The sequence below is a fragment of the Prochlorococcus sp. MIT 1307 genome (assembly GCF_034092395.1).
Classification (GTDB): domain Bacteria; phylum Cyanobacteriota; class Cyanobacteriia; order PCC-6307; family Cyanobiaceae; genus AG-363-K07.
In genome coordinates, this window is sequence record NZ_CP139301.1 from 819,629 (window position 1) to 832,150 (window position 12,522).

General features: G+C 34.4%; 11 protein-coding genes. 4 read left to right on the forward strand and 7 right to left on the reverse strand.

What is annotated here, in order from left to right:
• The first annotated feature begins 191 nt into the window (after positions 1-191).
• Positions 192-2,462, forward strand: coding sequence for a tetratricopeptide repeat protein (locus tag SOI82_RS04270; protein ID WP_320668129.1), 2,271 nt, complete (start codon positions 192-194; stop codon positions 2,460-2,462).
• An 816-nt stretch (positions 2,463-3,278) separates the two neighbouring features.
• On the opposite strand, the gene SOI82_RS04275 is transcribed toward SOI82_RS04270, so the two are convergent.
• Positions 3,279-3,431, reverse strand: a complete 153-nt coding sequence (locus SOI82_RS04275; protein ID WP_320668130.1) for a hypothetical protein — start codon at positions 3,429-3,431, stop codon at positions 3,279-3,281.
• Between the two features lie 307 nt (positions 3,432-3,738).
• Here SOI82_RS04275 and SOI82_RS04280 point away from each other — a divergent pair, with 307 nt between their 5' ends.
• The 3 genes from SOI82_RS04280 (at position 3,739) to SOI82_RS04290 (ending at position 6,594) form a co-directional block, all read left to right on the forward strand.
• Entirely contained in the window at positions 3,739-4,050 is a 312-nt protein-coding gene (locus SOI82_RS04280) for a hypothetical protein (protein ID WP_320668131.1), read from the forward strand.
• A 550-nt stretch (positions 4,051-4,600) separates the two neighbouring features.
• Positions 4,601-5,488, forward strand: a complete 888-nt coding sequence (locus tag SOI82_RS04285; protein ID WP_320668132.1) for an FkbM family methyltransferase — start codon at positions 4,601-4,603, stop codon at positions 5,486-5,488.
• A gap of 158 nt (positions 5,489-5,646) precedes the next feature.
• Positions 5,647-6,594 carry a class I SAM-dependent methyltransferase gene (locus SOI82_RS04290; RefSeq protein ID WP_320668133.1) on the forward strand — a complete coding sequence of 316 codons (948 nt, stop codon included), beginning with the start codon at positions 5,647-5,649 and terminating at the stop codon, positions 6,592-6,594.
• Positions 6,595-6,824: 230 nt separating this feature from the next.
• Here the strand turns inward: SOI82_RS04290 and SOI82_RS04295 are convergent, their stop codons facing one another.
• The 6 genes from SOI82_RS04295 to SOI82_RS10525 all read right to left on the reverse strand — a co-directional run bounded on the left by SOI82_RS04295 (position 6,825) and on the right by SOI82_RS10525 (position 12,509).
• Complete coding sequence (locus SOI82_RS04295; RefSeq protein WP_320668134.1) at positions 6,825-7,910, reverse strand: pyruvate kinase; 1,086 nt, start codon at positions 7,908-7,910, stop codon at positions 6,825-6,827.
• A 151-nt stretch (positions 7,911-8,061) separates the two neighbouring features.
• Positions 8,062-9,777, reverse strand: coding sequence for a hypothetical protein (locus tag SOI82_RS04300; protein ID WP_320668135.1), 1,716 nt, complete (start codon positions 9,775-9,777; stop codon positions 8,062-8,064).
• Between the two features lie 1,020 nt (positions 9,778-10,797).
• The gene (locus SOI82_RS04305; protein WP_320668136.1) at positions 10,798-11,028 is read right to left on the reverse strand and encodes a hypothetical protein; all 231 of its coding nucleotides are present in this window, start codon (positions 11,026-11,028) and stop codon (positions 10,798-10,800) included.
• Between the two features lie 145 nt (positions 11,029-11,173).
• Positions 11,174-11,491: a hypothetical protein gene (locus SOI82_RS04310; protein WP_320668137.1), complete on the reverse strand. Its 318-nt coding sequence runs from the start codon at positions 11,489-11,491 to the stop codon at positions 11,174-11,176.
• Positions 11,492-11,686: 195 nt separating this feature from the next.
• The gene (locus SOI82_RS04315) at positions 11,687-12,031 is read right to left on the reverse strand and encodes a DUF1651 domain-containing protein (RefSeq protein ID WP_320668138.1); all 345 of its coding nucleotides are present in this window, start codon (positions 12,029-12,031) and stop codon (positions 11,687-11,689) included.
• Positions 12,032-12,302: 271 nt separating this feature from the next.
• Positions 12,303-12,509, reverse strand: a complete 207-nt coding sequence (locus SOI82_RS10525) for a DUF805 domain-containing protein (protein ID WP_414153523.1) — start codon at positions 12,507-12,509, stop codon at positions 12,303-12,305.
• Positions 12,510-12,522: the final 13 nt, after the last annotated feature.

Consider the following 12,522-nt stretch of genomic DNA (forward strand, 5'->3'; position numbering starts at 1 on the left):
AAGATAAGGCTAGTAAGTTAAAACTATGTGCGTAAGCATATTATGCCCAAATTATTTCTTACTGTTCTGTATTAAGAAGCAAGCAACTAACTTGGTTATATGATCATATAAGAATTCAACATTTGATTTTGGCTGGCTTTGGCTCAAAGAAAAAGTCTATCAGGAACAAGAAATCCAAAGGCTATCCATTTATGTCGCCAGAAATGGTGAGAGAAGCAGCTATAAAAAAACATCTCTCTGGTGATATTATCTCAGCAGAAAAGGGCTACAAGGAATTTATCCACAAAGGAATAAATGATCCCGATGTACTATCTAATTATGCTCTAATTTGTCAAGATACTGATCGAATTGGTAAGGCTCTCTCCCTATACGAAAAATGTATCTCATTATTTCCTGATCATTCATTCGCATTATCTAATTTAGCTTACCTATACTTATCCTTAGGAAGAATAAAAGAAGCAGAAAAGACTATCCAAAAAGCCATTACTTTACAGCCCAAACTTGCAAATTCTTATTCAACTCTAGGGTTGATATTAAAGGCAAAAGGAGAACTATTAGAAGCAGAAAATAAAATGCGTTTAGCTATAACTCTCAAGCCAGACTTCGTAGATGCCTTTTTGAATCTAGGCCTAATACTTAAAGAAAGTGGAAAGCTAGAAGAAGCTGAAACAACAACAAGAGAAGCTATCAAGATAAAACCAAATCTTGCTGATGCTTATTTAAACCTAGGTAATATTTTACAAGACCAAGGAAGGCTAGAAGAAGCTGAGGAAGTCACTAGGAAGGCAATATTCATTAATCCTAGTATTGCAGATGCACATATGAACCTAGGAGCAATACTTAAAGAACTTGGTCAACTGGAAGAGGCATTCAAATTTGCCAGAAAAGAAACTTATATTTCTCCCGAGAAACAAGCTCCATTTCTTTTGCTTAATTCTATATTAAAAGAGTCTAATCTCCAAAGTATATCCATAAATGAAAGAAGACTTATCCTAAAAAGATTACTTCCTAGGACTGACATTAGCCATGTTGAGTTATTCAGCACATTAAACAGCCTTGTGCCTCAAAAAAACTTAAAGGTAATTGCGAAAAGCCAGGAAAGCTGCCTTACGCTAAAAGAATTCAAAGAGCTCATAAAAGACGAAGAAATCATTCATGGTTTGCGTCTGTTGGTATTCCATTCATTAAGTTGGGAAACCGCCCTAACAAAGATCAGAAGAGATATCTCCATTGGAGCGATTAATAAGAGTATTCAAATCAACAAAAGCTTAATCGAATTTACAATCTCACTCGCAGAGCAATGTTTTTTAAATGAATATATTTTCAATAAAGAGCAAGAAGAAATAAAAGCAGTTGAAATCCTAGAGACTAATTGTCTTAATGAAAGAATAGATGAGTTCACTATAGCCTTAATATCATGTTATTACCCAATAAATGAAATAATTGAAAGAATCCCATCATTGCGCAATTATTCGTCAAGGGAAACAAGCTTTAATAAATTAATTTCTTTGCAGTTAGAAGAGCCTAATAATGAAAAGAGGATAGCTAGTTCCATAAAAAGTTTTAGCTCTATAAATGATTCAACCTCCAAAAAGGTAAAATTACAATATGAAGAAAACCCTTATCCAAGATGGCGCTATACCTCACATTTAAATGAAAATAAGTTAACTATCGAATCTGCAGTTAATAATGAAATAAGGCCAAATAGAATATCATGCCCTCAACCAAGTCGGCCTCCCCGTGTGTTAATTGCAGGTTGTGGGACTGGTCAACAGATTTTCGATGCAGACAGATACCAAAATGCTGAATTAACAGCTATTGATCTCAGCAAGGCAAGCATTGCCTATGCTCAACGAAAGGTTCTTGAGTATGGAATGAATAATATAAGGTTCTTTCAGATGGACATTCTAGAGTTAAGTAAATTAAATGAGAGATTTGACTTAATTGAATGCTGTGGTGTTCTACATCATATGAAGTCTCCGGAAGAAGGACTTGCTTCTTTAGTTAAGGTTCTAGAAAAGAATGGCTTTATAAAGTTGGGCTTATATAGTAATTTAGCCAGATCAGATGTAATTAAAGCTCGTAAAGTAATATCAAAAAATAATTATGCCTCCAGCCATCAAGGAATTCGACAATTTAGAAAAGATTTAATAAATGGTGATTTCCCAGAAATAGAAAATCTTCACAAATGGTATGATTTCTTTACTACTTCTATGTGTAGGGACCTTTGCTTCCATGTGAAAGAGCATCGATATTCCATGGATCAAATAAATGATATTCTTAAGGAAAATAAATTGGATTTCCTAGGTTTTGTTTTAGGTCAAGAAGTCAAACAGCAATATCTTAATGAGTACTGCAAGGATAAGAGTCAGACAGATTTACATAACTGGGGTAAGTTTGAAAACATTTATCCAAATACATTTCGTGCTATGTATCAGTTCTGGGTAAGTAAATCTGAATAAATATTTTTCGTATTTTTCTATGCATTTGCATTCTACTCTAAACTAGTTTGATATCTATTCAACCTTTAACTAATCAAGAATTGCACAATGAAATCAAAATATTTTTTTTAAGATTATTGTTCTTTCTCAGAAGGGTTAATATAATCCTTCTGCCATTTATAGAAAGGCTCATAGTCGTTATAAACCGATCACACTCACATCCAACAAAGGTTGACTTTACTTGTAATGCACCATGTGAAGTAAAAAACAAGTTCAAGAAAGACTCTCTATTCAAAAGGCACGGCATGAAGAAATCGCCTTTTACCGCGGGATATGACGAAGTGTCCTAAGAGAGCATATAGTTAAAGCAGTTAAGAGCATATAGATGATTGATACGAGCTTTGACTCAATCCGAACTTTCTTGGCTTTAATAATGGGTTTGGTTTGGGTTTATCTTTTATTGCATCCCGCACATGATGCTATTGAGCATGACTAGAAATCAAGCAACCCTTTACCTGGCAGCCCTTTTGATACTGGTTGGGATAGAGATCGGCATTGTTTACTTTTTTTAGGTAGCTCAGTCTTTTTGGAGGATTTTTCATAGGTCAGCAGAGAAGGAATGGAGCCTTTTATTGATAACAATAATCAGAAGAAGCACAAAAACAATGCAGCAAGGAGAAATGATAATGCGAGAGTAAGGAATAAATGACGGAATACTTATACGTTTTCGAAAGAGTAAAACAAACTACTTCTCTTGAAAGCTAATAACTTAGTTGGTCTATTTATCCTACAAAGATGAATTATAATTTTACAATTAAGGAGATGCTAGAAGCTGTTTCACAAAACACCTTTCTTAGGTATATCTTTGTATGGTTGATCTCCAATATTAGGGGGGACAGTTTTACTTTTCTCTGATACAACAGCACCGCCCATTCCTCCCATTACGCTTTTAATCCATTTTTTCACCCGTACTGTTATAGATTCAGACATAGCTTAACTCCTTTAGTAACAAACTCATTATATTCACATAGGAAGTTCCAGTCCAAAAATATTGCTAACAAGCTCTAAATATTTAATTACCCTATAAGCTTTTATTGAGCCATCATTCAAAAAGCAATGGTGCTTTGAAGAAAAGCGACTACAAACAGAAGCCTAATGCAAGGTGAACAAGTTGCTTAATCTAAGTCTTGTCATAAATGAGGAGGGTTGCAGGGGGACTCTCTCTCCCCCTGCAACCCAGCACTGGTTTTTGATATTCGGTGTTCTTAAGCTAATAAGAAATTTGCAGCAACCATGAATGGATAGGTCTGTCGGTAAAACTGTCACTTACAAAGGATCTCCTCCATTGCAGAAGCTCACTGCTTTAGAAACACTTGTTCCACTATCTCTAACCTCTGCAACGCATTCAGTGAAAACTTTTGATTCCTTCTTGATTGAACAAAGCATAGTTGCAATAGCCACAAGCGCAATTGCAGACAGGCCTCTGGCGCCTAGACCAGCCACACTAAAGGAATACCATAGGAGCCTCCTCTTGTTATTGGATGAGCATTTCTTTGATTTTTTACCCATGGATGAATTTACCAACAAGAAAACATTACTCGAGTATTAAAAAATTTGTGGTACTCAAATAGCCCAAACTCAAGATTGAAGAAAAATAGCTTGTTAGAGTTTTGAAAGAGCTAGCTGAATATCAGTTGACCAGCCTGCCTTATTGACTTCACTTACAAGCAAAAAGAAGCCTTGAATCAAATAAGTTGCTTGTGTTTCCAAGCATTAATAATGCCTATTTCTGCAATATTGTCAAGTTAGATCTGAGGTTAGTTTCTGCTTGATTCGTGAAAGGTGGAGATACGTAAAACATTGCAATAATTTTGCCTCAAAACCAATGGGACCTGATTTAGCAGTTGAATCGGGATGAAGTAAACAAAATCTTTTATTCTATTAAATGATCAAGCAAAATTAAGGACTTTTTACTAAGACATTTGAATGAATCCTTGCCCAGAGAGCCTTTACTTAGGCTTAAAACACAAAGAGTCAAGATTTCTGGTCAGCCAATGTCACACTTGGTATGAATTAGGCCTTAATTCTACGCATCTCTACCTAATTAAATTGAGAATAGGTAGTTATTCTCTTTGTTCTTACTAAAAACAAGAAAAATCATGATGATACCTCCATCAATAAAACCATTTCTGCGCAAAGTAAGGAAACAAGTGCGAGATCTAATTGACAATGAGTTAGTGCCTAAGCGAATTTTCGCTTTTTTATATAATTGCGACTCCAAAATCTTTGGTAAAAAAAGTCTTCAGGTTAAATCTAAAGTAGATTATTTTGAAATTACTGAATTCAATAAAGGGCCTAATATTAAATGGTCATTCCCTGCATCGAATCGGATTAGAGGATGGCTTTATGCTGGTGGACTAAGACAAAGAGGAGCTGATCTTGCCAGGGCTTATGGGATAAACAAAATCGATTTAAATGATAATGATTTAATTGTTGATTGTGGTGCTAACTTTGGTGACTTCTGGCTCTATTTAAATGAGTTAGACCAGCAACTAAAATATTTATCAGTCGAGCCAGGAACATTTGAATTTAAAACTCTAACTCGTAATTTACGATTAAATGCTTCAAAGATATCTTCTATTTCTAGTAATAAAGCATTGTCGGAAAGCAGTGGGCGTTCTCTATTTTACTATTCACCGCATGGGGCAGACTCCTCTCTGATTAAGCCTTCAAATAGTTCGATTAGCTATGAAGTTGAGTGCATAAATTTGGAGGATTTATTAATAGAAGTAGGTCTAAAAAATATGCCAATAAAACTTTTAAAACTTGAAGCTCAAGGTTGTGAGCCTGAAGTTATCAAAGGAGCTAAAACCTATCTGAAGAATATCGAATACATAGCTGCAGATTTAGGGCCCGAAAGGGGTGAAAAAAAAGATAATACTGTGGCAGAGGTTACAAATCTATTATTAGAGTCTGGCTTTGCTATTGATTCTTTTCAATTATTGAGTCGTAGAACAAGTGTGCTGTACAAGCGAAAGTCAGCGTAAGAATAGAAGTTATGAAATGTGATAGTCCTAAGTAGTATGAGTTAAAGTGTATTTATATTCTTCAATAGATAGATTATATAAAAATATTTACGATTGATATATTGATTGGATTTCTCAAGGAAAGGAGGTTATGATCTGTTTATAAAAATCAAATCAAAATGATAGATTACAATAGAGTAGCTCATTCATCCCTGCTGAATTTAGCAGTTAATATTGATACTGTTGTCGCAAAAGGTACTAATTTTAAAGATTTCTCTTCTGTAAAAAACTTTCTTTCCGACGTAATTAATAATCGTCAGTTACGAGGCTATCTAGAGTCACAATATGGCCACAATCACAAGTTTAATATTGTAGACCTTTGTAGTGGTTCTGGCATTTTTGGTATCGCTCTGGCGAGTCTTCTTGGTCGTTCAGGAACAATACATTTTATTGATATAGTTGGGGAATACCATGAAACAGCTACAAGGCTAACGAAGAGTATTTTAGGAGACTCCTATCAAGCAGTCACGCATACTTGCTCTGCTGACCAGACTTCGCTTGAAGACAACTCAATAGATATTGCTATTGAAGTAAATGGCTTTCATCATTGTCCATCATTGTCAAAAGTAATTACCGAAACGAAAAGAGTCTTGCGTCCAAATGGAATCCTGCTTGGTCTTGACAGGATCCACGATAGCAATGTGTCGGATAGGCAATTAAACCTTCTCTTAGATGCAGAGTATTCTTCCCAATGGCTTAAAGAAAATAATTATATCGACCAGAAGCTAACCAGAAGGCAAAATGGTGAGGGTGAAATTAGGTTTTGTGAATGGGAGAAATCTCTTATTAATTGTGGATTTAAATACCCATTCCTTATTCAATATGTAAGCCGTTCCAAGCGCTCATACAAAGTATGGTTAATTAGTAATTTACCCGAAAAGATTTCACGTATATTCCTCAAATTTTGGGTAAAGCCCCCTAGATGGAGCTTTAGGATGTTAATGACAATGGTCTTTGGTATTTCAATGACAATCCAAGCGAAAGAATCGAAAATAATCACAAGAAAATTTCCTAAATATGTAAATGCGACAATTGTTAGGATGGAAGTGATAATTTGCAAAACATGAATATAATATTGATATATTCATGTTCTTAAGATTTGACTTCTAACTATATCAAAAAAATTAATACCTAAGAGTACACTAATTGTATAATTTTTTTTAGATATGCCTATCCAAGTAAAATTAGCATAAACATATTATTCAAATACAATTTTTTGCAAGGATTGAGTTCCATTTCTATGTTTATAATCATTAGGGTAATTAATTCTAATCGATAAATATATATCTTTTGTTATTTATGACATATTATCACCATGATTTATAGTTATTCTATTTAGCCAGACTCTCATATCCTGATCAGTTATCTCGTTCCTATCAAGGTCAGCAAAAAGTAATCCATTTTGATGCATATATAATCGATGAATTAACTCACTGACTATTTCAGCACAAAGTACAGGTTTTTTCCCTATTGCTGTTTCAGCTGCTAAAACTATTCCGGTTGCACCCATTTCCATTGTCCCTACAATATCATTAAGTTCTGCTCTAGTTGGCAAAGATCCTTCAATTAAGCTTTCTAAGACATTTGTAGCTACATAACAAGGAGTACAAGTATTCATTGCCATTTTTATGATCCCCCTTTGGGCAAAGGGTATGTCCATAATATTGATTTCTCGAGTTAAATCACCACGGTCAACTAAAATACAATCTGAATATTGTAATATTTCAGGAAGATTATTTATACTTAGTTTGCTTTCAATTTTGCTTGTTATATAAGCATTGGGAATTATTGACTTTGCTCTTAAAACTGCCTGCTTAGACTTGCAGAAAGAAATAAATATTTCTTCTATCTTATTCTCATGGCCAATTTTCAAAGCCTTGAGATCTTTCTCAGTAAAATCTGGCAAGTCTAATTCTTGATTGATAATATCAACTCCTTTATTATTTGCAATTAATCCAGGGCTAACACATCTACAATCAAAATAATCATTTGTTATATTTTCTAAGAGTATTAAAGCACCATTAAAATCCAACCTGATTAGCATGGTCTCCTTAAGTAAATGATTTACTGATTCTGGGTATAATGATAGAGCGCTAGAATTGACTAAGTTTTTATTTCTTTTATAGATTTTTAATCTCTGACCCTTCTCAATATATATTGCTTTCTTATCAGTTATTTTTGTTCTAATTTGAGCACCTTCTGTATCAATTCCAATTTTAATATTATTAGATTTTGCAATATCTATATATCTTTTTAACTCATCCAAATCAGCATGAGACATATTTACTCTAAATACATCTACTCCAGCTTTTTTCAAAGAGATTAATATTTCAGGTGTATCACAACTGGGTCCAAGGGTACAAATAAGTCTAGGAGCTGGCATGCATCATTTTTCTTTATTCTAGCACATTTTAAAGTTATGTTTGTTGATTATATTTATATACAAAGAGATAAATTTCTCTTATTTCTAATAAAATTAACGCAATTCCAAATCATAATATTAGAGGTATTTAATCAATTAAAGCTAAAGTCAGTCAAATAAATTCTAATTCCTTTTGGAGTACAGGTGAAGAGTCGTTATCTTTGCAATGACACAAATAGAGAAGAAAGCTCTCTTTAACTCTTTTAAATAAATCAGAGTCAAGGGCTATTTTTTCTCTATTACTTCCTCTGAGAAGGTAAAGAGTAAAATCATTACTAACATTTATTTTGTTCAGTTCAAAAATTGAAATTGATGTCTTAAATATTAAGTGTTGATTGCTGGTATCATCATAGGCTAGATTATAAATGTTCTCTCTATCAGGATAATCGAATACACTTGAAAGCCAATTTATGCCTATAAAGCTAAACTCAGGGTGCTTTAATTTTAAAGGATAGATACTATTAAAAATCTCAGTAAGAATTGCAGTAGATGGAAGGTGTAAGTCTGTATTTTGATTTAATTTAGATATTTGATCATTATTATTATTAGACTTAGAAGGTCTAAAATAAACTGGAACAGTGGTTCTCTTCGATGTGAGATGGTATCGATTCTTTGAAAAGCCTGGAGCATTTTCTGTGTGATCAGATGTAATTATAATATTTGTATTATCTATTTTTCCTGTAGATGATAAGCAATCGATTAGAGAGGTGACTTTTCTTAGGGAGAGGTTCAAAGTATATGGATAGGAGTTATTTATATAATCTACATCTTTAGTCAATTCAAATCTAGGTTGAATAGGCGGATGAGCGCCAATATCATGCACAAAGAAGAAGAAAGAGTTTAGTTCGCTAAAGAATCCATAAGAGTCTTGTATATCCATGTTCAAAATATCTAGGGCTGAAGGAGAAAAGTTATTACCCGCACATCGACAATCGTAAGAAGAGAAGCCCCTATGATAAGAGTAAAATGGTAATGTCTTCGAAAAAGAAGTAAATGCTTGTAAATAATCTACGTGGTAGCTTAAATTTTCTGCAAGTGTAGGAATCTTTTTTGATAGGCATTCAAGATTAGGTGAAAAGAACCATTCTTTATAATCTCCTAATTGATGTACTAATACTGGTTGCATTGTTAAAAGTGAAGGTAATGCTGAGCCAGTGACACTTGAAGGGGAATAAGCTTTAGCTAGCACATGTTCACATTTTGAAAGATTTTCCTGGTAAGCTTGTGAGCTCAAAAAAGATTTGTAATCAACAGCATCTAATACAATAAAGACTGTATTGGATGCTGAATTTTCTTTGAATTTTATATTTTGAAAACAAACCTCTGCTCCTTCGCTATTAATGGCAAGACTTTTTATTTTGTTTTTGACAGGGAGGTCAAAAAAATTAATATTGCGAAAATAATTAATTTTTTTACCTGAAAGAATCGCCTTCTTTTTAATAACATTAACCCCTCCAAGTTTATCTGAGCAGAACAATTCTATATTGATCGAAATAGATTTCAATCTTCTTATTCCTCTGGGTACAATTATCCTTAAATAATCAGAATCTAAGGGTTGAGCTTGACTAAAGTTTTCAATTATATTTCTTGATAATAACGAATGAATTTCGTAAGTAACCCATGATCTGAGCTTATAGGTTGATTGGCATATGTGTAATGTATATTTATTTATTATTGGTTTACCTTTATTAATCACTTTAAACCTTCTATAAAGTAAACTATTAAATTTTAATACTCGAAAGGAAATCATCTGCCTCAAGAGTAATAGTGAATTATGAATAAATTGCTTTGCTCCTGTAGATAGCGGAGTCAAATGAACATAGTTCATATATTTACTTTTAGGGATTTAGATTAATTTAGTATCCATTAGCCATAACTTAAATAATCTGGATAAATCTGATACCAAAGTTGTTGTCAAAAAATACTAAGAATAAATATTCATCTTTGCACTAGGAGCTTTAAAGAATATTTTCACCAGAACAGTGCTGCTATTGCTCAATTTTCTTACCAAGGCATGGTTCTTGTGCCACTTATCTACCGATTTTTTATAGCAATATTGCTCAGGACATCTATTTGGATTATGAAGTCACCTTCCATGGAAGATTCAATCACCGGCCTAAGAGCGTCAAACAATAAGCCAATGCTCGCCGCACTTATCCAGCGACGAATGGTTAAGTTTGAACCCTATAAGTTTTGGGGTTCTGCAATCAAGAGATTTAGCCAGCCAACTAATATAAAGAGTCTAGGTATTCTCTATAGTCAAGGCTAAATGGATAAAGCTAGAGCGCTATAAGTTCGTAATACAGAAGAACTAGATCAATAAGTTTTCGATGTTCTTGCTAGAAAATCGCTTTATCCAGAGAGGATTGAGTGCTCCTGACTAATCTTTGCAAGCAAGACTGCTTGCAGTTCTATAAAGCACCTTTCTAGTGGAACGAAAGGAGACCTCGATTACATTTAAAAAGATAGCACCAGCACTCAGCAGGCAATGAATTCAATCTACTAACGCAGAATTGTTCATAGCTAAAGCCAACAACAATAAAAACGATTTCAGTACGCATGTACTATGACTTGGTTTCTTGGGCTATGACTGAGATGCTCTTTCCGGTCACTCCTGAAAAGAGCTGTATCATTTTCATGCTCCAATCCTCTGGTTCTAATTCTCTGAGCAATTAAAAGTTCAGCAAAGATTCGCCCGTTTAAGAAATCCTATAACCATTTTGATAAAAGTTTCTTCTGCTTTTGGGCAATTCTCCAAAGCCGTCTCTTGTCTTTCTAAATCATTCAAAGAAATTTCAAATTTATCCACCACTCATGCCAGCGCCAAAAAGAACGATTTTAAATTTCTTCATTCAACACCTTTACTGATTGCTTCAGCAGAGAAGACAAAACCATCAGGAGTCATCATCAATTTGTTCCATTCACCTTCATCTGTTTTTATACAGACCTCTAAAACCTTTTCCTGCCCTCCATTAGTAGTCCACTCTCTAACCCACCACTGATTTTCCTTATCAAATTCATATCCTTTTGATTTCAAAAGCGAGCGAAGAGTGACTTCCCTTGCAAAAGCATCATCCATGACCTATTGCCTCACTCTTAAAGCCTACAATCAATTACTAGCAAGACATAAAAAAAACGCCCTCATAAAGGGCGCTCATTTCAAAAACCTAAATAAGGTTATTGCTTATTTTCAAAAGAAATTCTTACGAATTCCATGATTTCTATTAATCCTGAGCATTTTCAAATTGTCTTGCCAAGTTAAATGCCTTACGGATTATCAAATATCCACCATAAGCTCCTGCAATTAATGGAAGAACAATCAATGGATTAGGGCTGTAATTAGAGTAATCCTTGACTCCATTAACGTATTCAACTCCAGAGCACTTCAAGAAAAAGAAACTGTTAAAAACAATTCCCCAACCAATAAGAGAAAGAATTCCTCCTTTCTTGTCACCTTCATAAAACCTATCTAAGCCCAAACCCCAACCAACCCCAAGAAGCAACCCCCTGGCTACTGCATTTTTCTCTTGCTTACGAAGCATTTTTTAACTCTGATTGAATTTCCAGAGAGAACATAACTGAATTCTTTGCACCTTGCCACAAAGTACAAAAAAAGGGAGACCCAACCGGCATCTCCCTTCTTTCTAGCGAGTGTTTGGGGACAAATCGCTTAGATCTTTTTACACATTTTGTGACTGTGTGAAAACACAAAGTCCTAATGCCCTAACAACAACAGCTCACACTGCATCCTCATACAACATAGATCCATTGCTATCTCCAAATTGAGTTTCCAACTTCTTCCATCCATCAAGAAGCATGTTCCCGCACAACTCCAATGCTTCGTCTAAAGGGAGTTTGCTTCGTTTTTTCATTAACGATGGAGAGCCATCTGGCATTGCGGTCCATTTGTCGACAAAGATAAAGGGATAGCGATGCCAACCCTTGGGGTCGCAATGAAAGCGATAACACCACTCCCCCTCTGGACTAATCAACCATCCGTCAAGACTGCCTCTTCCTGCGTCGCAAGACATAGAATTAAAGATGAATACACCTGTACTAGTCGCTCCTGGCCTGGTCGTCAAGTGTTTAAGCGAAATCAGCCTGCATCTAAAGATGGAGTGAAGGGGTTTCGCGCATTGAGAGGTAGCAGAAAATAAAGGATAAAGATGGGAACAATTCAATAAGCAGAGATCAAAAAAACTCTAAGCACTTATACTTTTTCTATAAGGCCTGTCCCTGAAAATGATTTTAAAGTTCCTGATCTAATCCGAGGCTTAATAAATTGCCAAAGAAGATGAAAAATTAGCCGAGCGCAAAGGCAAGTAAATAACCTTAAAACGTATAGAAAGTTTTCTAATACATTGCAATATTTAATTGAGGCTTGGTAAACCAGGCAAGTATTAGGATCAAGTTTAAAACTGGAATAAGCAATATTACAACCCAATATATAGACTTAACCAAATCTCTAAGTCTTCGAATTGACAGCGAAAAATAAGTAATCAGACTACCAAATAAATACAAATACTCGAAAAATTTTAGAAACTTAGCTAGTGAGGTCATAAAAAAAGAATTG